Origin of the sequence: Methanoculleus methanifontis, from assembly GCF_030464365.1 — an archaeon.
Lineage (GTDB): Archaea > Halobacteriota > Methanomicrobia > Methanomicrobiales > Methanoculleaceae > Methanoculleus > Methanoculleus methanifontis.
Genome location: NZ_VCYI01000005.1, coordinates 1 through 17,483 on the forward strand (window position 1 = coordinate 1; position 17,483 = coordinate 17,483).

A 17,483-nucleotide genomic window follows, 5' to 3' on the forward strand; every position below is an offset into this window, starting at 1 on the left:
CCTTTTTCTCCAAGAGTAACTTCTCCGGCCTGACCTCCGGGTCAGACCCAACCCATTCTTAGTCGAAAAAGGTGCTGAGGCACCTTTTTCTCCAAGAGTAACTTCTCCGGCCTGACCTCCGGGTCAGACCCAACCCATTCTTAGTCGAAAAAGGTGCTGAGGCACCTTTTTCTCCAAGAGTAACTTCTCCGGCCTGACCTCCGGGTCAGGCCTCCGAACTTACTCTTTCCCAAAGAACCCGCGCATGAACGGGTACATCTCCATGATCTGCTGGCTTGCAACCTCCTCGTAGAGGCGGTAGGTGATACTCACCGCAAGCAGCAGACCCGTCCCCCCGACCGCGCCTATCACACCGAAGAGGTTCGCGACGACCGAGAGAAGGCCGATGAACACACCGCCGATGACGGTGATCCTCGGGATGTAACGGTCGAGGTACTTCACAAGCACCTGCTCACTCCGCCGATAGCCGGGGATCTGCATCCCACTTCTCTGGATCTGCCGGGCCACGTCCTTCGAGTCGAGACCCGCGGTCTTGACCCAGAAGAGCGCGAAGATTGCGCCTCCGACCACCATGACGGTGATATCAATGCCCATACGCAGCATGATCTCCCATGGAGCGTGCCCAAGCTCGGAAAGCCACCACATCCAGTCCTGCGGCTGGTTGATGGGCGCGATGTACCACATCAGGCCGTTTACCGGCATCTGCCCCTGGAACTCGCCGAAGATGGTTATCCCGGCGTTCGAGAGGAACATCCCGATCATCTGGATGTTCGCCTGCAGCACCCGGACGAGGATCATCGGCAGAACGCTCGCATAGATGAGCTTCACCGGGAATCGCGCACGGGCGCCGCGAACGGCGGTGTGCGCAAGCGGGATCTCAATACGGGTCGACTCCACGTAGACGATGATCATGAAGATCGCTATCGTCGTGATCAGTGCCAGGAGATCCGTGCCGAAGTACTCGAGGAAGTTCGCTCCCGAGGTGCCGATGGCGAACAGCCGCGGGAAGAACCCGATCGGGAAGGGATCGGTGCCCGTCTGCCAGTTCAGGAACCCGTTCACGAGACCCTGCGAGACTCCTGCAACGATGAAGAGCCCCACGCCTGAACCGACACCCCACTTGGTGACGACCTCATCCATCATCACCACCAGCAAACCGCCGAGGCAGACCTGGAGGAAGATCAGGAGCGCGACCGTGAACGCGTTTCCGCCGAAGAACTGCGCGGCCACCGTTGCGTCGGGCATCATCATCCCGCTCGCGACCATGGGGAACGCTTCAACGACGATCATCACGAAGATGAGCAGTTTCTGCAGGCCCATGTATATGACCTGCCCGCGTGCTTCACTGGTATCGATCTGCAGGAGTCCGGCACCCTTGAGCAGCTGCAACACGATTGACGCGGTGACGATCGGCCCGATACCAAGATGCAGGAGCGAACCGCTCGCACCAGCAAGCAGGGCACGCCATAGTCCGAAAATATCCTGCGACTCAGGAGAGAGCCCGAAGATATTGATGTTGGTCAGTGCAAAATAGAGGAGCAGAATCGCAAGCGTCCACATGAGTTTATTCTTGAAGTGGACGTGCCCCTCCGGCCCCCTGACTGCAGGCATCGCTGCAAGGATGGGTTCAAATCTATCCAGCAGATCTCCCATAATTTCACCTGGAAAAGAAGATCAGACGGTCGTTGCCTGACCGCCCATCTCCTCAATTTTCGCCCGGGCGCGTTCCGAGAACTCCCGGGCAGAGATACTCATTTTGTGGGTGACTCTTCCACCGCCGAGCACCTTCTCGATGCCGAGTTCAGCGGCGTCGAGGGCGATGATATCGCCCTCTTGCGTGGCAAGCCCTTCACGAAGCAGCGCTTCGGCCATCTGGTCGATCTCACCGACATCGAGAGCAGATACCGGCACGGAGGTCTTGTTGATAAAACCGTGCTTACCGTTGGCTATCTCGCCCTTCAGGTAGAAGTGAGAGAAGCGGTGATCGCGCTGCCCGGCTCTACCCCGTCCACCCCTGTTGCCGGCGCCACGCCGGTTCTTGTGCGTACCGCCGCCGCAGGTTCGTGAACCCCTGTATTTGGATCTTTTGTTTACGGGCATCAGTCTCACCTCATCTTGTAGAGGAGATCGTTGATCTGGGGGCCGTAGTAGCCGAGAGCTCCACCCTGCTGAAAGGTTCGCTTGATGGTTTTATAGCCCTTTCGTGGGGGGTGCAGTCTCAGCACCGGTTTAATCTCCACCAGATCACGGAAGTTCGTCTCGCCGTTACAGAGCGCTGCCGCAAACTCGTCGATGTCGCCATACGGAGTACGCGCGCGGACGTACTCGTCGGTCAGCTTCTCGTCCCCGGTCAGTCTGCCCCGGGTACGCAGGAGGGTGGCCAGAGTGCCGGCGTCAACCTCTCCATACGCCACGAAGTCCTTCACCTTGCGGATCATGCCCAGGTACGCGGGGGTATCGGGCACGATGACGCAGTGGTTCACGTGGTGCAGGCGGAGCATCTTCAAGGTGTCCTTGATCTCGCGGTTGGTCTTGACCACGCCGCGCACCTGTACTACCGCGTACATCACTCCGTCCCTCCGATCCGAACCATGTTCGTCTGCTTGAGCGCCTCAAACGTCGCCTTTGCATAGTTAATGGTCGTCCGGGTCTGTCCCCGGTTGAACGCCCAGACATCCTTGATGCCTGCAAGTGTCAGGACTTTCTTCGGGATATCTCCGGTCACAAGACCGATACCCTGCGGGGCGGGCTTCAGCGTCACCTTGACACTGCCCGCCTTGCCGGTCACCTCGATCGGGATCGAGTGGGCGGTCTCGCAACCGCATTCCCAGCTCCCGCAACCGCGGGAGACCTTGATCAGATTCAATTTTGCGTTTACGATTGCCTTCTGGATCGCGTTGCCCACCTGGACGTCTTTCCCCTGGCCGAACCCGACGTAGCCGTTTCTGTTGCCGACCACCACGACGGTGCGGAACTTCACACGGCGGCCTGAGTCCGTCATCCGCTGAACCATGTTGATGTCCAGCACCTCGTCCTCCAGGTCGGGCAGAAGGAGATCGACGATCTGGGGCTCCTTGATCGGCCTGCCGCTCGCGAGCACTTCATCGATATTGGTGATCTCGCCTGCGGCGACCATGCGCCCGAGACCGGTGAGCGGAATCCATTCTTCCTGTACGTATGCCATGTCACACCAGCTCCTTCTTGATGGCCTGAGCCACAGCCTCTACATTCGCTACCAGGTTGCCCGCCCGTTCGGGAGCATACTCCGCGATGTGGGCACCTTTGAGCCGTTCTTCATCGGGGAGGATCGGTTCGCCGTAGGGGACGTCGAGACCCGCATCCACCGCTCCCTTGAGGGCGGCAAAGACGCGCGCTCCGGGTTTCGCCCGGGCAAGCCCGATGTCGAGGATTGCCTCGTCATACCCCTCGTTCAGCGCCTTGACCGCGAAGAGCATCCCGGTCAGGTAGGCGGCCGGGGTGCTCGCAGTCGATCCCTCGTAGCCGTAGTCGGCGAGTTCAGCCGAGTATGCAGCCACCAGGGTGCGATCCCCTTTGACCTCGGGAACGACCAGTTGTACGATGACCTGCCGGTTCGTCTTCCGGACGACCATTCTCGGCGTTCCCGACGACAGGAGCGACATCCGCTTGTAGTAGTCAGTTTTGCCCTCGTGCCTTCTCCGGAAGGGCACAAAGTATCTTGGGCCGGTTGCCATTATTTCATCCTCCCTGCCGTTATCTCAATCTGAGCCTCAAGGTGCGACACGCTCCGGAACTGGCCTCCGGAAGCCCGCCGATACATCAGGCGGTAGAGACTCCGGTCGATTGTACCTTCTTCGCGCATCTCGCGCAGAGTGCGACGCTGTGCCCGAATCTTGCGGATCCAGGTCCGCTTGCTGGCGTTCCGGGCTCCGCCGGCACCCTTCCTCCGACCCGGACCTTTCCGGTGACCGTAGGAACGCTTTGCCATCCTTACGCGAGCCCGACCGCGGCTGTTCCCCTTCACGGGGTGCGCGCTGATCGCACCTTCCCCGATAAGGTCGCGCAGGTCGTTTCTTGAGATCGCTGCCTCGATATCGGCCTGACGCTCGGGATCGAACCAGACACGGTTAATCCCGCACTTGAGAATGGCGGCCGCCATTCGCTTCTGGCTGGCGAGATCACTCATCCTCATTCACCTCTTCTTCTTCTTCGGCTGCGGCAGGTGCCTCAGCCGCAGGGGTGAGGTCTTTTGCGTTCAGGACTTTGAGCCCGAGTTCCAGTGCCCGCTCCTGAATCGCTCCACGCTTCCTGTTGCCTACGGAACCCGCGATCCGGATAGCCTGGGTTTCCGGGTTCAGATCCACGAGATCCGTCGGTGTAAAGACCCGTACCTCAGCATACCCGCTCGGGTGCATGCCGCGAACTGCGGCAGGGCTGCCGTATCCCGGCCGGGGGAGGGCACCCTTCGCCCTGAACTGCCGCCTCTGCTTGCTCTGCAGACCGCGCGGACGCCGCCAGACATCTGCCAGTTTCGCTTTGCGGTGAAGGCCCCGCCTCTTGAAGGCAGGCTTGTTGTGCCGGGTGCGGACGCGGATCAGTCTTCTTGTTTCGTCCATTGTTTTCACGCCCTCTCGGTGATGTAAATGCCGTCCTGGAACACCCGGGGATCGCGTTTCGTGATCCTTGTCGCGTGCTCTATGTTTGCGGCCGTGTTGCCCACCTTCTCCTTGTCGATACCGGTGAGAGTAACCTCGTCGTTTCCAATCTTGACGGTGACACCCTCGATGATCTTTGCGATCCGGGGCTGTTTCTCGCCGAGGAAGTTGGTGATCTCGAGGCGGTTACCCTGCTGCTTGATCTGGATCGGGAAATGGCTGTAGACCACCTTCATCCGGTACTCGTAGCCGTCGACGACGCCCCGGATCATGTTCTTTGCATGAGCCTCGAACGTGCCGGTCATGGCAAGGATCCGCTTCTTGTCGGATGCCGTGGAGACGACGACTTCACCGCCTTCGACCTTGAGGTCGATCTGCGGGAAGCGCATGTCGCGGACCAGCGTGCCCTTCGGCCCGGAGACCGTAAGCACACCGCCGTCGAGCGTGACGTCAACGCCGGGAGGGATCTCGACCTGTCGTGTTATTGCCATACTCATCTCCCTCCTTAGTAGACGTAGCCCAGCAGCTGCCCGCCGATCCCCGCGTCCCGTGCCTCTGCATGGGAGATGACTCCCTTTGAGGAGGAGACGATCAGGATGCCGAAGTTCTTCGCGGGAAGGTACTGCGACTCCCAGTATTCCATATCAGCCATCTTCACCGGGAACCGGGGGCTGATGGCGCCACACTTATTGATCGTTCCGGAGAGTTGGACCCGAAACTGGCCGCCGCGGCCGTCGTCGATGAACTCGAAGCCGCTGATAAAGCTGTTTTCCTGCATGACGCGGAGCATTGCGCCGAGAAGTTTGCTGGCGGGTTCTACAATAACCTCGCTCTTGCCAGCGTCTCCGGCATTCTTGATTGTGCTCAGCGCGTCAGCGATTGGATTCAGTCGTGCCATGTTCTCTACCCCTAGTTCATCTTCTTGAAGCCCATCTTGCTCGCCCACTCGCGGAAGCACTGGCGGCAGAAGTAGATGCCGTACTTCCGTACAAGGCCCTGCTTCCGGCCACAGATGCGGCACTCGTTCGCGCCGCGGCCGAACTTCCGTACGTTCTCACCCGTTGCAGGCGCTCCTGACTCTTCCGCCATGCCTTACACCTCCACCTGGTAGCGCTCGCGCATGAACGCGATGGCTTCCTCTTTGTTCACTTTCTGGTCGGCCGGCAGTTTCCTGCGCTCGACGCTTCTTCTTGCAATCCGCACGCCCTTGTACTCGAGCACCAAGTTGACGTCCATGCCGTAGATCCCGATTGTCGGATCGTACGACATGCCCGGGAAATCGGTGTGCTCCTCGATACCGAAGGAAACGTTCCCGGTCCGGTCGAACTGCGAGGGTGAAAGCTGCCGCTCAATGATGTCGAGAGCGGTCGTGATGAACTTCTCGGCGTTCTCCCGGCGCAGGGTGACCTTGCACCCGATGGGTGCGCCCTTCCGGATACCGAACGCCGGCTGGGTTCGCTTCGCGATGGTGCGGACGGGCTTCTGGCCGGTGATCTGTTTTACGAGATCCTCTGCCTTGACCAGCCGCTCACCGCTCTCCCCGACACCCATATGCACGACAACCTTGTCGATGTAGATATCCTTCATCGCGGTCATGCCGAGACCTCCAGTTCGGGTGCTATCGCGGAGCGGCCGACCATGAAGACGTACTCCTCGATGGTCTCGAACCGCTCGCCGGCCGAGTCGTCCGCAAGGATGACACGGTTCGGGACGGAACTTGCCGTCCTGGTGATCTCGATGATTCTCGCGACCTTGCCGGAGTGCTTACCGCCGACGATCATGGCCACGTTGCCTTCCGCGAAGGGGAAGTGGTCGACGATCCTGAACCGCTCTTCGCCGTCTATCCCGAGGGTCACGACGACGGAGTCCTTTGCCTTGTAGGTGTTGTCGGCGAGGATGTTTGCACCGAACGCAAGGTTCAGCTGCACTTTGCCGCCCTTGACCGTGGTCTTGTTCCGGATCTTGCAGAGCCGGGTCTTTGCGGACTCCGCCGGGATCTCGACGGCGCTCAGGTTGCCCCGCACGTCGAACTGGATGCGGTAGTGCTTCCCGAGCTTCGGGATCGAGACGATGTCAAAGACACCAAGGCCCATCCGCGGGTCTTTGCAGGCCCGTCCGTTGACGAGCACGTCCCGCTGGTGCAGGACTTTTTTAACTTCGCTCGCGTTCTGTGCAAGCCCGACATGCTCGCGGAGCCAGACACCGATCGGCAGAGCGTCGGCGTTGTGGGGGCCGGGAGCGGTCTTCATGACGAATTTCTGTACTTTCTTCGGGATGTGCCAGGAGCCTGGCGCTACCAGCCGCTTGAGATATTTGGACATTATGCTCCGCCTCCGAGCCTCTCCTCACGTAGTTTGTCTTTCAGGTTGAGCTTCGTGATCTGCACGTTCGAGGGATCGACCGGCCGGGGAACCTCGGTTCCATCCGCCTTCGTCACCATCACGCCGTGCACGACCAGCCGGCACGTCTTCATGTCAACCGCATCGACGACGCCTTCATCGCCGGTAAAGTCTCCACGGAGCACTTTCACGGTGTCGCCCTTGACCACACGGGTTCTCCGGATGTTGTACTTCCCGCGGAGTTCAGGGGAGAGTGATGCGGAGAGGAAACGGCCCCGGGTGTGGTTCGGTGCGTTGTAACGCGCCTTGCGCTGTTTTCTCGGCTGTTTGCTAACTATGCGTACCATTCTTACCACACCTTACACGATTGTCGTCGCCATCGAGGCGATCTTCGGGAAACGTTCCGCGATCTCGCGGGGCACAGCCCCCTTGATCTCGGTTCCCTTCGGCTCGCCGCGCTCGTTGACGAGCACCATGGCGTTGTCCTCGAACGAGAGACGGATACCGTTCGGGCGGCGGATCTCCTTCTTCTGCCGGATGACCACCGCCTTTTCGAGTTTCCGCCGCATGTCGGGGGTGCCCTTCTTGACGCTCACGGTCGCGATGTCGCCGAGGCCCAGGCAGGGCTGCCGCCGCCGGACACCATGATAATAGTCGACCGAGACGACCTCCACAAGCCGTGCCCCGGTGTTGTCGGAGCAGACCATCCTGGAGCCGGTGGCGAGGGCGCGCGGAATCTTTGCCTGCATCGCCTTCATTCCTGCATCACCTCGACCACAACAAAGTTCGTTGTCTTTGAAAGCGGACGGCACTCCGCAATCCTGACCACGTCACCCACGCCGGCGTTGATGCAGGGCGTGCTGTGGGCATGGTACCGGGATCTGCGTTTCTCGTACCGCTTGTATTTCTTGACGTAGTGGAGGAACTCACGCTCCACAACGACAGTACCGTTCATACGGGCGCTCACGACTTTGCCGGTAATCACCTGGCCGCGTACCGGCAAAGTGCCGTGAAACGGACAATTTGCGTCCTCACATTCCGATTCCGGAATAGGGACGTCCAACCCAATGTTTCGTGCCATTATTCATCCTCGTTTATCTGATGCGCATGCCGATCCGCCGTTCCGGCTGTATCTCCAGGCTCGACCCGTCGACGTCGACGGTCGTGCCGTCGGGGAGCCGGAAGCGGAACACGCTGAACCGTTTTGGTATCTGCTTTTCTCCCCGCCCGGTCAGGATGACCAGGGTATTCCGGGTCTCATCAGTGACGCGACCGGATACCCCGGCATGACCCGGGTTGCTCGCACGGACCACCAGAACGTCCAGCCCGATCAACTCATGGCGAAGGACGTTCTGGGGAGAGATCATGCGTTCCTCCGTGAATTCTTCTCGGTTCGGATGCGCGCAATCGTCCTCCTGACCTCCCGGATCCTTCCGGGGTTCTCGGTGGCACCGCCGGCGCTGACCTTGCCGCGCTCCTGAATCAGTTCAAGAGAGAGTTTCTGCTCCTGCTCGAGGAGTTCGGTGTCGGAGAGTTGCTTCACTTCATGTGCGCGAAAGATTGCCATCTAGCTCTCCTCCTCGTACTCCTTGCCGGAGGTCTCCTCGAACTCTTCCTCGAATACGTCTTCACCGACTTCTTCGGGCTCGACGGGTTCCGCCGGAACCTGCTTTGGTTCGGGTTCGAGGACATCGAAAGCATCTGGCAGCCGTGCATCCGGCGGGACGATCTTGACCTGAACTCCGATGGTTCCGAGCTTCTTGACCGCAAGCGCGTAGCCCTTCTCGACGATCGTCTCACTGGGTTCGCCGCAGTGCTTGATGTAGCCCGCGGTGAACTTCTGCGTCCGTGACCGCGCGCCGGTCAGTTTCCCGGCGACGATGACCTCGCAACCGAGCGCACCGGACTCCATGATCCGGCGGATCGTGCTCGATCCGGCCTTCCGGAAGTACCAACCGCGCTCGAGAGCGTTTGCCAACCTCTCCGCCATGATCTGGGCGCTGAAGTTGGGGTTCTGGACCTGCTGGACTTCCACCTGCGGGGACTCGATATCGTAGTCGGTGGCAAGGTCCTGCGTCAACTGGCGAACCTGCTTGCCGCCCTTCCCGATCACAATACCGGGCTTCTCCGCAAAGATCGTCACCTGGGTGCCGAGCGGCGTCCTGGCGATATCCATGCCGCCGTATCCTGCCCGCTTGAGTTCCTTCGTGAGGAACTTCTCGACGCGGACGTTGCGTACGCCGTCAGTGATAAACTTCTTCTCGATTGCCATTACGCCACCTCGGTCACGACGATCTCGATGTTCACGGTCTCCCTGCGCTTTGGAGTAGCGCGACCCATCGCACGCGGGAAGAACGCCCGGAGGCCACGGCCGGCGTTGGCTGCGGCGTGGTCGATCCGGAGATTTTCGACATCAAGGCCGATGTATTCGGCGTTCTTCTCAACGGATTCAAGCAGTTTGAGGTAGGCCTCTGCCGCCTTGACCGGGTACCGGCCGGCGGGCCACTTCGAGAGCCCCCGCTTGTGAGCGACGTTCCGGTTGAACCGCTTGAAGGGGATGGCCTTCTTCAGTTCCACCACGTCGGCAAGGTATGCCTTTGCTTCGGTGGTAGTCATGTTCTTGATGAACCTGGCAATCTCGATCGAGTGCTTGGGAGAGACGGGAAGTTCGTTCGCTTTTGCGCGAGCGACGTTCTCGCCCTCAATCCTTGCTGAATAACCTGTTCTTGCCATATCCATCACTTCAGCGGTACGTATTTACTCGACCGGGTTGCACCGATACCGGCGCTACCGTGAGCGATCCTCCTGCGGGTCAGTGCAAACTCCCCAAGATAGTGGAAGACCGCCTCGGGCTGGATCTCCACCTTCTGGAACTCCTTGCCGTTGTGGATCTCGATGGTTCTCCCCACCATCTCGGGCATGATGATCATGTCGCGCAGGTGAGTGCGGATCTTCTCATCCCCGGACCTGAGATCGGCGAGGAGTTTCTCGTGCTCCCGGGAGAGGCCCCGGTCAAACTTCCTGCGTGCCCTTGCCGGCATGAGCGGCAGCAGCTCGGAGAGAGCCATCTGCTGCAGGTCCGCAACGGAGTAGCCGCGATAGGTGAACTCCTCGCGGCGCCGCGGCATTCTCTTCTGTGTCTTCTTTGCCATGCTTCACCCCTCACTTCTTCCACTTGCCGGTTCTCCGGGCGGCAACATTCCCGACCTTCCTCCCCGGGGACGTGCCACGGGCGACGGTCTTGGGGCGTCCGCAGTGCTGGTGTCCACCGCCACCGAACGGGTGGTCGATGACGTTCATGCAGACACCCTTGACGCGAGGCCATTTCTCGGCAGAGGACCTGACGTGGAAGTGCTTCTTTCCTGCCTTGACGAACGGTTTTTCGCCCCGTCCGCCGCCGGCAACGATACCAACGGTTGCCATGCAGGCACCGTTGAACCACTTGTTCTTGCCGCTCGGCATCCGAACGCCGACCCTGCCGTCGTCGGCCTTGCCGATGACGAGAGCCTGGACACCGCTCGAACGGACGAATTTACCGCCGTCGTTGGGCTTGGCTTCGACGTTACAGACGTATGCGCCGACCGGGATCTCCCGGAGCGGCAGGGTGTTGCCGTTCTTCACCGCGCCCCCCGTGCCCCAGGAGACCGCATCCCCGACACCGAGCCCTTCGGTGGCGAGGACGTAGACCTTCTCGCCGCTCTCAAGTCTGGCGAGAGCGACCGGTGCGTGGCGGGCCGGGTCGTGCTCGATGTCGACGACGCTCCCGGAAACCAGGACGTCGGTCTTTCCTGCATGTCGCAGTGCTGCCTTATACCGGTGCGACGGTGCACGGTAGGTTGGGCCGCCTTTTCCACGGTTCTGTGCTATGATTCTGTGTCCCATCGTCACTCACCTTACATGATTCCCAGTCGGCTGAGAATCTCTTCAGCCGCCTTCTCGTCCGCAAACGTTACAATGGCCTTCTTCTCGCCCTTCATGGTCATCATCGTACGGACGTTGGCCACTTCCTGCTCGAAAGACGATTCCAGTTCGCGCTTGATGTCCTGCTTGGTGGCATTCCTCTGTACGATAAACTGGAGCTTGCTCTCGCCTTCGAGCATCATCGTTGCTTTTTCAGTAACGAACGGGTGTTTCAGTATCATGAGAACTCCTCCAGTCTCTTGATTGCAGATTCCGTCCAGACCGTCAGGCGCCCAGCCTGCGTGCCGGGGGCCAGCAGCTCGGTGTTGAGCTGGCCGACCGTCACGGCGTCGACGCCCGCAAGGTTCCGGGCCGCCCGGAGCGGTTCGCCGCCGGTGACGATGAGAACGCTCTTGCGCTGCTTGTAGCGGCGGCCACGCATGGTGCCCCGCCCTGCACGGACCTTCCGGCTGCCCTTCGCCCGCTCGACGTCGGCATAGACACCAAGCGCGGTGAGCGCCGTGATGACGTCGCCCGTACGGGTGATCCCCTCAAACTGGTCTTCGCAGACCAGCGGGAGGTCGCCCTCGAAGAGGTGCCCGCGTTCCCTGACGAGGTCAGGGTACGTGCTGGCGGCGACGGCGGACCGGAGAGCTTTGCGCTTCTCCTTTCTGTTGATCTCTTTGACGAGGATCTTCTCGACCTTCGGGGGGTGCGCTGCACGCCCGCCGGTTGCCTGCGGAACCCTGGCCACCTTGCTGCCGTTCTTCAGGCGGGGAACCTGGGCGACACCGCGGCCGCTGCCCCAGGACTCTGCCGAGGTCCGCATGCCCGCGTAGGGGTTTGTCCCGTGCGGCTGGAACCGGGTGCTCTGGAGCGCGAGGACTGCCCGCTTAATCAGGTCGGGTCTGTATTCTTCTTTAAAGATCTCCGGGAGATCGATCTCGTGGGCGATCTCGCCCGTCAGTGTTCGAACCTGTGCCTTCATCGCTGCTCACCCCTGCTGGCTCTGCACGCTGACGAAGTTGATCGTCGGCGTGCGGGCGGTGTGTTCTCCCTGCCGTATCGCGGACCGTATCCGGACCAGCCGCTTGTTCGGTCCCGGGACGGAACCCTTGATCAGCACGTAGGGGCCGCGCACAAGGCCGTAGTGCAGGAATCCGCCTGCCGGCGTTATCTCGTCGCCGTCAGTGCCGACCCTTAAGATCCGCTTGTTGAACTCGGTGCGCTGCTGGTAACCCATCTGGCCTGACTGCGGGACCTGCCACCTGACGTGGTGCGGGTGCCAGGGACCGAGGTTGCCGATGTGGCGCTTCTTGCCGCCGCGGGAGTGTTTCCGCTTCCGGACCTGAACACCCCACCGCTTGACGGGGCCTTCCGTGCCTTTGCCGGTGGTGACGGCGGTCACGTCGACGTACTCGCCGACCTCGAGGTTCCCGGAGATCATGATCTCTTTGCCAAGAATCTCGCTGGCATAGGCGATCTGTTCGTCGAGGCTTCCGCCGGCGATCCGCATTTCCATCAGGTCGGGGACCTTCTTCGGGACGCCGGTGAGTTCCATGGGCCGGGTGTAGGCCAGAGCGTAGAGTTCCGAGACCTTGCCTTCGCCGACGGCGGCCTTGACGGCTTCGAGGGCGGCGGCGGTATCGTGGTTCTTCGGGACGTTGATCCGGCGGGACAACTCCTCATCGAGATCGGTCGTCCACGCTTCGGTCAGCGCGTGCTTTCCGTAGGTGTCTTCACCGTATGCGCGCACGCCGGCCACCCGCATGGGCGGGACTTCAACCACGGTCACCGGCACCATCACGTCCTTGCCTTCGGTGGGGCTGCTCTTGTGGTCATCGACCATGATGACGTGGGTCATTCCCACCTTGTACCCTGCAAACCCCTGCACGGCCGGGGATCCCGTATACTCCGGCCATGAGCCGTAGCGGGGAACCGGGCTTTTTGCCCGCTTTCTCGGGCTGTACGCGAGGGATCCTCTGCGTGGTCTGTGTAAATTCGCCATTTTTCAATCAACCCTTCATGCGTTATAGCGTGCGGCACCGACTGCAGGCTCACTGCAGTGCGATGCGTGCGCCGGGCAGCCGTGCCGGACGGACCGGCACGGAACCCCTCTGGCGAACCCGGATGGGGCGGGATATCGAACGCCACGCCATTGTCGGCGTGGCGTATGGGAAACAGTTGATGGAGGCAGCGGGAACGTGAAGTCACAGGGACGTTCGTCTCCGTGCGCCTCGATCGCTCTCTCTGCTGCCGTCCCGGTGTGCACCGGGTGCATTCCAGTCGTCGCCAATAGATCCTGACACTTCGACGCTCCCGGGAACACTCTTCCCGGAACCGGGCGCGCTGCACTGGCGTTGGCCCAGCGTCTCGATCAGATCCAGCCTGTCATCCCGTTGTGACGAGCACAACTCCATATCGACATCGGCCCTCCGTGAGGAGGGTTCGACCTTCGCTTTGTCTGGTACCTCCTGCACTCTCCGCCGCGAGTCCTCGATCCACATAGGTGCGATATGAGAACCCATTCCGGGAATCAGAGGCGCGTGAGGCGCTTGATCTCCCCCGGATCCGGGCGGAATCGTGCAGAGCGGTTTCTTAAACATTACTTAAAATGGGATATAAACCTTGTTATCGGATCTTTCGGGATTTTGCGCAAAGCGCTTCACCGCTGCAGGCACGGTATCGGTTCACCGGGCTGAACAGCAGGGGAGGGATGAATGAAGGGCTGCAATGACTGCGTTTCCGGTGCATGGCACGAGGCATGCTCCCACGGGTCCCCTGCTCCTGCACGGAACCCGTGTGCGCGCCCGCTAACCCCTATCATCCGAAGTAGAGATCGCCGTCTTTGTTGATGTAGATCTCAACGTCCTCGCGGACCTGCCGCCCCCTGAACCGCTCGGGATTTGCATCCCGAAGCCTGTTTATCAGCGAGATTGTGTCGTATTTGACCTTCAACCCCTGTTTCTCCGCTTCGGTATAGATGTACTCCGGTGCCTTGAGCAGGTCGAGGCCGCTTTTCAGCGTGCAGAGATGCACGGCGTCGAGAGTATAGAGGAATTCAAGCGTTTCACGTGCACGCGAGATGTTCTCAAGAGCAGCTTTTTCGATAGTGCAGACGTTGGCTTTTGAGGTATGGATGATCTCCGCAATCTGCTGTTGCGTCAACCCTTTCTTCCGGTAGCGCAGCACTTCCTTCTGGCGATCGGTGAGCAGACCTTGTTTCATCAATTATATATGGACGGTGTAAATTTAAACACTTTCCCTTAACCCATCCCGTCATTGGACGGGGTTTTCGGGCCATTTCAAAACGTTTATATGAGAACTTGGTGATACTATCGTGTTCTCAAATTTTGAGAGGTGTTAAAGTGGTTGTAAAAGTTGGAATTGCGAAACTGGGAAATATTGCCAGTGGTGTAATGGGTGAACTTCTTCTGGATGAGCGCGCCGACCGTGAGGACATGATCACCTTCATGGCGACCTCCGGTACGAAGCTGCAGCCTGAGGATATCGACCGTGTGGTCAGCAATATGAAGGCATGGGGCCCGGACTTCTGTATCGTCGTTTCCCCGAACGGCGTTCTCCCCGGACCCACCCAGGCCCGTGAAGACCTCGCAGCGGCCGGGATTCCCTGCATCGTCATCACCGACGATGTCACCACCAAGAAGGAGCAGTTCGAAGCGCTCAAGGCGAGCAACTTCGGCTACATCATCATGAAGGCCGACGCCATGATCGGCGCCCGCCGTGAGTTCCTCGACCCCATCGAGATGGCGGACTACAATGGAAACCTCGTCAAGGTGCTCGCCATCACCGGCGCGTTCCGCAAGATGCAGATGGAGCTCGACAAGGTTATCGACCAGGTGAAGGCAGGCAAGAAGGGCGCGGACCTCGCGCTGCCAAAGGTCGTCATGACCTCCGACAAGGCGGTCGACGGCGAGTTCAGCAACCCCTACGCGCTCGCAAAGGCCCGCGCGGCCTACGAGATCGCGCAGTCGGTCGCGGGCGTCAACGTCAAGGGCTGCTTCATGACGAAGGAGTGGGAGAAGTACATCCCGATCGTCTCGAGCGCCCACGAGATGATGCGCCAGGCCATGATCCTCTGCGAGGAAGCACGCGACCTCGAGAAGGGCGCGGACGGCGTCATCCGCAAGCCGCACAAGAAGACCGGCGAGATCGTCTCGAAGACCGCCCTCATCAGCAAGCCCGAGTAATCTCGGCACCACTTCTTTTTTCCGAGTTTGTAGAGTGCGTTACCCGGTAGAGGGTATGCCGTCTGTCTTCGCCGGGGAGCGGGCGAGATCGTGGTCTTCAGGGATTATCTCGATATAGGTGCCTCACATAAAGTGCGACGGGTCAAAAGGCTGGAGCATGAGCACCGCTATGTGCGAGTCACGACGGTTCGGAGCGCGATGGTTCGTAACGCGATGGTTCGTAACGCGATGGTTCGTAAGAACCGGAGCGTGAGCGCCGTCAGGTGCGAAGAACCGGAGCGTGAGAAACCCGAAGGGTTTCGAGTGCTGGCAACAACACAACTGAAATAAAGAAAGAACCCCGTGCAGTGGGCCGTGGGACTATCGCCATAGGGGGGAACGACTGCCGGGACGGCAGGAGTTCGAGCACCGAAGGTGCGAGGCGCGAACGCAGTGAGCGTGAGCACCGTCAGGTGCGAGGAGGGGCTGACGGGGAGTGCGACGTTCCGCAGGAACGGAGCTCGACCACCGTCAGGTGGGGAGGGGGGGGTCTCCCCCCTCCCCTGTCTCCACCTCATAAGAGATATCTAACCCCCACCCCGCCCGGCCTCCGGCCTCCTCCTCCGCACCTTCGGTGCTCAAACTCCTGCTGTTCCAGCAGTCGTTCCCCGCCCCTTGGGGCGGGGGCAGTCATGGCGATATCCGGTGGAAAGCCGTGCCCCAGAGTACCCCTGGGTTGTGACCAGTTGGAGCAGACGAGTGGAGTTCAACAAGACCGAGGGGTAGCCTTACGCCAAAAACTCCATTTTCTGCAGGGTGCGGCAGTTCGTTCCATGGCCGACCGGAGGATGCGGCGGATAGAATATCCAGAACTTGAGTAATACCAGGTACGAACTCATCGCCCAGTAACTGCCACATTCCACCTACGGCGAAAAGATCATCATCCGCTCTTCGGTCATCTCCTCGATTGCGTACCTCGGCCCCTCGCGCCCGATGCCCGAACCCCTGACCCCACCGTAGGGAGCGTGGTCCATACGGAACGTTGATGCGTCGTTGACCACCAGGCCGCCGACCCGGAGTTCCTCAAACGCCTGCGCGATCCTCCGGGAATCGTGGGTGAAGATGCCCGCCTGCAGCCCGTATTCGGTGTCGTTCGCGAACGCTATCGCTTCTTCGAAGGTCTCGTAGGGGGCGACCGTCACCACCGGGGCGAAGACCTCGGTCCGGTTCACCGCCATATCCGGTGTCGTGTCGACAAGGATCGTCGGCTTGAAAAGTGGGCCGTCGCGGGTTCCGCCGACGAGCACCTTCGCGCCCGACGCGACAGCCTCCTGCACCTTTGCAAGCGCCGCGGCGGCGGCATCTTCCGAGATCATCGGACTCACGTCGGTGCCGGGCTTGCGCGGGTCGCCGGTGGTAAGGGCGCGGGCCCGCTCGACGAGCAGCGCGAGCGCCTCCTCGTAGATCGGGCGGTGAAGGTAGACCCGCTGCACCGCGATGCAGGCCTGGCCGGCGTTCGAAAAGGCACCGGCAACGATCCGGTCGGCGGCGAAGGGGATGTCGGCATCTTCGTGAACGATCACGGCCGCGTTGCCGCCAAGTTCCAGCCCGACGCGCTTTTGGCCGGCAATCCCCCTCAGGTGCCACCCGACAGCCGGGCTCCCGGTGAAACTCACGCAGGCGACCCGGTCGTCCCGCACCATCCGCTCCGCAAGATCGGTGTGGCAGGGGACGACGCTGACCGCTTCGGGCGGGATGCCGGCATCAAGAGCCATCTCACCGAGCATCAGCGAAGAGATCGGGGTGGCCGACGCAGGTTTGAGGACGACGGAGTCCCCAGCGCCGATGGCCGGTCCCAGTTTGTGGCAGGCAAGGTTGAGCGGGAAGTTGAACGGCGTGATCGCGAGCACCGGGCCGAGCGGGAACCGGCGAAGGCAGCCGACCCTCCCTTCCCCGGCCGCGTTCCAATCGAGAGGAAGGATTGTGCCGTCGATCCGGCGCGCTTCCTCGGCGGAGACCTCGATCGTCTCCCGTGCACGCACGACCTCGCTTTCGGCGAGAGCGCGGGTCTTCCCCGCTTCGAGCATGATCGTCCCGGTAAGTTCGGCGGACCGTTCCCGGATGAGATCGGCGAGGTTGTAGAGGATCTCAGAGCGGCGGTGAGCCGGAAGGCGGCGGGTGAGGGAGAACCCGCGTTCTGCACAACGGAGGGCGTCCTCAACGTCGTCGCTCCCGGCAAGGCAGACCCGGCCGACGATCTCTCCAGTGCAGGGGAACCGGACGTCCAGGACATCGGTGCTCGTCCGCCATTCTCCGCCGACCAGGAATCCGCGCGGCTCTGTCATGGGAGAGAATTGATGCGGCTCAAAATTAATTTTTGGCTCCGTCAGAGCGCTTCGCGCACCCTCCGGGCGATACCC

At 60.9% G+C, this 17,483-nt stretch carries 29 protein-coding genes; 3 read left to right on the forward strand and 26 right to left on the reverse strand.

The features are described from left to right. Positions 1–219 precede the first annotated feature (219 nt). The 24 genes from secY to FGW20_RS04870 are packed head-to-tail and all read right to left on the reverse strand — an operon-like array spanning position 220 to position 12,881. Positions 220–1,653, reverse strand: a complete 1,434-nt coding sequence (gene secY / locus FGW20_RS04755; RefSeq protein ID WP_301676952.1) for a preprotein translocase subunit SecY — start codon at positions 1,651–1,653, stop codon at positions 220–222. A gap of 21 nt (positions 1,654–1,674) precedes the next feature. Continuing rightward, entirely contained in the window at positions 1,675–2,100 is a 426-nt protein-coding gene (locus FGW20_RS04760; RefSeq protein ID WP_301676954.1) for an uL15m family ribosomal protein, read from the reverse strand. A 5-nt stretch (positions 2,101–2,105) separates the two neighbouring features. Continuing rightward, entirely contained in the window at positions 2,106–2,567 is a 462-nt protein-coding gene (locus tag FGW20_RS04765) for a 50S ribosomal protein L30 (RefSeq protein WP_301676955.1), read from the reverse strand. Next, on the reverse strand, positions 2,567–3,184 hold the full coding sequence (locus tag FGW20_RS04770) for a 30S ribosomal protein S5 (protein WP_301676956.1): 618 nt from the start codon (positions 3,182–3,184) through the stop codon (positions 2,567–2,569). Before FGW20_RS04770 ends, FGW20_RS04765 begins: the two co-directional genes overlap by 1 nt. Position 3,185: 1 nt before the next feature. Next, positions 3,186–3,713 carry a 50S ribosomal protein L18 gene (locus FGW20_RS04775; protein ID WP_301676957.1) on the reverse strand — a complete coding sequence of 176 codons (528 nt, stop codon included), beginning with the start codon at positions 3,711–3,713 and terminating at the stop codon, positions 3,186–3,188. Further along, positions 3,713–4,165 (reverse strand): 50S ribosomal protein L19e, encoded by a 453-nt coding sequence (locus FGW20_RS04780; RefSeq protein WP_301676958.1) that lies wholly within the window; start codon positions 4,163–4,165, stop codon positions 3,713–3,715. The genes FGW20_RS04775 and FGW20_RS04780 overlap by 1 nt, the downstream gene beginning before the upstream one ends. Then, entirely contained in the window at positions 4,158–4,595 is a 438-nt protein-coding gene (locus tag FGW20_RS04785) for a 50S ribosomal protein L32e (protein WP_301676959.1), read from the reverse strand. The genes FGW20_RS04780 and FGW20_RS04785 overlap by 8 nt, the downstream gene beginning before the upstream one ends. Before the next feature lie 5 nt (positions 4,596–4,600). Further along, positions 4,601–5,125 carry a 50S ribosomal protein L6 gene (locus FGW20_RS04790; protein WP_301676960.1) on the reverse strand — a complete coding sequence of 175 codons (525 nt, stop codon included), beginning with the start codon at positions 5,123–5,125 and terminating at the stop codon, positions 4,601–4,603. A 14-nt stretch (positions 5,126–5,139) separates the two neighbouring features. Further along, positions 5,140–5,532: a 30S ribosomal protein S8 gene (locus FGW20_RS04795; RefSeq protein ID WP_301676961.1), complete on the reverse strand. Its 393-nt coding sequence runs from the start codon at positions 5,530–5,532 to the stop codon at positions 5,140–5,142. An 11-nt stretch (positions 5,533–5,543) separates the two neighbouring features. Beyond that, complete coding sequence (locus FGW20_RS04800; protein WP_048180222.1) at positions 5,544–5,723, reverse strand: 30S ribosomal protein S14; 180 nt, start codon at positions 5,721–5,723, stop codon at positions 5,544–5,546. A gap of 3 nt (positions 5,724–5,726) precedes the next feature. Further along, complete coding sequence (locus FGW20_RS04805) at positions 5,727–6,230, reverse strand: 50S ribosomal protein L5 (protein WP_301676962.1); 504 nt, start codon at positions 6,228–6,230, stop codon at positions 5,727–5,729. Continuing rightward, positions 6,227–6,955, reverse strand: coding sequence for a 30S ribosomal protein S4e (locus FGW20_RS04810; protein ID WP_301676963.1), 729 nt, complete (start codon positions 6,953–6,955; stop codon positions 6,227–6,229). Before FGW20_RS04810 ends, FGW20_RS04805 begins: the two co-directional genes overlap by 4 nt. Further along, positions 6,955–7,320 carry a 50S ribosomal protein L24 gene (gene rplX, locus FGW20_RS04815; RefSeq protein ID WP_301676964.1) on the reverse strand — a complete coding sequence of 122 codons (366 nt, stop codon included), beginning with the start codon at positions 7,318–7,320 and terminating at the stop codon, positions 6,955–6,957. The genes FGW20_RS04810 and rplX overlap by 1 nt, the downstream gene beginning before the upstream one ends. 12 nt (positions 7,321–7,332) lie before the next feature. Next, positions 7,333–7,731: a 50S ribosomal protein L14 gene (gene rpl14p, locus FGW20_RS04820; RefSeq protein ID WP_301676965.1), complete on the reverse strand. Its 399-nt coding sequence runs from the start codon at positions 7,729–7,731 to the stop codon at positions 7,333–7,335. After that, positions 7,728–8,054, reverse strand: coding sequence for a 30S ribosomal protein S17 (locus FGW20_RS04825; protein WP_301676966.1), 327 nt, complete (start codon positions 8,052–8,054; stop codon positions 7,728–7,730). Before FGW20_RS04825 ends, rpl14p begins: the two co-directional genes overlap by 4 nt. A 13-nt stretch (positions 8,055–8,067) precedes the next feature. Continuing rightward, positions 8,068–8,340: a ribonuclease P protein component 1 gene (gene rnp1, locus FGW20_RS04830; RefSeq protein WP_301676967.1), complete on the reverse strand. Its 273-nt coding sequence runs from the start codon at positions 8,338–8,340 to the stop codon at positions 8,068–8,070. Then, positions 8,337–8,540, reverse strand: a complete 204-nt coding sequence (gene rpmC / locus FGW20_RS04835; RefSeq protein ID WP_301676968.1) for a 50S ribosomal protein L29 — start codon at positions 8,538–8,540, stop codon at positions 8,337–8,339. Before rpmC ends, rnp1 begins: the two co-directional genes overlap by 4 nt. Further along, a complete protein-coding gene (locus FGW20_RS04840; protein WP_301676969.1) occupies positions 8,541–9,245 on the reverse strand; it encodes a 30S ribosomal protein S3 in 705 nt (234 codons plus the stop codon). Further along, complete coding sequence (locus tag FGW20_RS04845) at positions 9,245–9,706, reverse strand: 50S ribosomal protein L22 (RefSeq protein ID WP_301676970.1); 462 nt, start codon at positions 9,704–9,706, stop codon at positions 9,245–9,247. Before FGW20_RS04845 ends, FGW20_RS04840 begins: the two co-directional genes overlap by 1 nt. 5 nt (positions 9,707–9,711) lie before the next feature. Next, entirely contained in the window at positions 9,712–10,125 is a 414-nt protein-coding gene (locus FGW20_RS04850) for a 30S ribosomal protein S19 (RefSeq protein WP_301676971.1), read from the reverse strand. A 10-nt stretch (positions 10,126–10,135) separates the two neighbouring features. Next, complete coding sequence (locus tag FGW20_RS04855) at positions 10,136–10,855, reverse strand: 50S ribosomal protein L2 (protein ID WP_301676972.1); 720 nt, start codon at positions 10,853–10,855, stop codon at positions 10,136–10,138. A gap of 11 nt (positions 10,856–10,866) precedes the next feature. Beyond that, positions 10,867–11,115: a 50S ribosomal protein L23 gene (locus tag FGW20_RS04860; protein ID WP_301676973.1), complete on the reverse strand. Its 249-nt coding sequence runs from the start codon at positions 11,113–11,115 to the stop codon at positions 10,867–10,869. After that, positions 11,112–11,861, reverse strand: coding sequence for a 50S ribosomal protein L4 (rpl4p, locus tag FGW20_RS04865; protein ID WP_301676974.1), 750 nt, complete (start codon positions 11,859–11,861; stop codon positions 11,112–11,114). Before rpl4p ends, FGW20_RS04860 begins: the two co-directional genes overlap by 4 nt. Positions 11,862–11,867: 6 nt before the next feature. Next, the gene (locus FGW20_RS04870) at positions 11,868–12,881 is read right to left on the reverse strand and encodes a 50S ribosomal protein L3 (RefSeq protein ID WP_301676975.1); all 1,014 of its coding nucleotides are present in this window, start codon (positions 12,879–12,881) and stop codon (positions 11,868–11,870) included. 29 nt (positions 12,882–12,910) lie between these two features. On the opposite strand from FGW20_RS04870, the gene FGW20_RS04875 reads away from it, so the two are divergent. Then, positions 12,911–13,081: a hypothetical protein gene (locus FGW20_RS04875; protein WP_301676976.1), complete on the forward strand. Its 171-nt coding sequence runs from the start codon at positions 12,911–12,913 to the stop codon at positions 13,079–13,081. A 615-nt stretch (positions 13,082–13,696) separates the two neighbouring features. On the opposite strand, the gene FGW20_RS04880 is transcribed toward FGW20_RS04875, so the two are convergent. Next, on the reverse strand, positions 13,697–14,101 hold the full coding sequence (locus FGW20_RS04880) for a Tfx family DNA-binding protein (RefSeq protein ID WP_301676977.1): 405 nt from the start codon (positions 14,099–14,101) through the stop codon (positions 13,697–13,699). A gap of 140 nt (positions 14,102–14,241) precedes the next feature. Between FGW20_RS04880 and FGW20_RS04885 the strand changes: the two genes are divergently transcribed. Both FGW20_RS04885 and FGW20_RS04890 read left to right on the forward strand, forming a co-directional pair. After that, a complete protein-coding gene (locus tag FGW20_RS04885) occupies positions 14,242–15,084 on the forward strand; it encodes a F420-dependent methylenetetrahydromethanopterin dehydrogenase (RefSeq protein WP_301676978.1) in 843 nt (280 codons plus the stop codon). A gap of 132 nt (positions 15,085–15,216) precedes the next feature. After that, on the forward strand, positions 15,217–15,414 hold the full coding sequence (locus FGW20_RS04890) for a hypothetical protein (RefSeq protein ID WP_301676979.1): 198 nt from the start codon (positions 15,217–15,219) through the stop codon (positions 15,412–15,414). Between the two features lie 572 nt (positions 15,415–15,986). Here the strand turns inward: FGW20_RS04890 and FGW20_RS04895 are convergent. Next, positions 15,987–17,408 carry an aldehyde dehydrogenase family protein gene (locus tag FGW20_RS04895; protein WP_301676980.1) on the reverse strand — a complete coding sequence of 474 codons (1,422 nt, stop codon included), beginning with the start codon at positions 17,406–17,408 and terminating at the stop codon, positions 15,987–15,989. Positions 17,409–17,483: the final 75 nt, after the last annotated feature.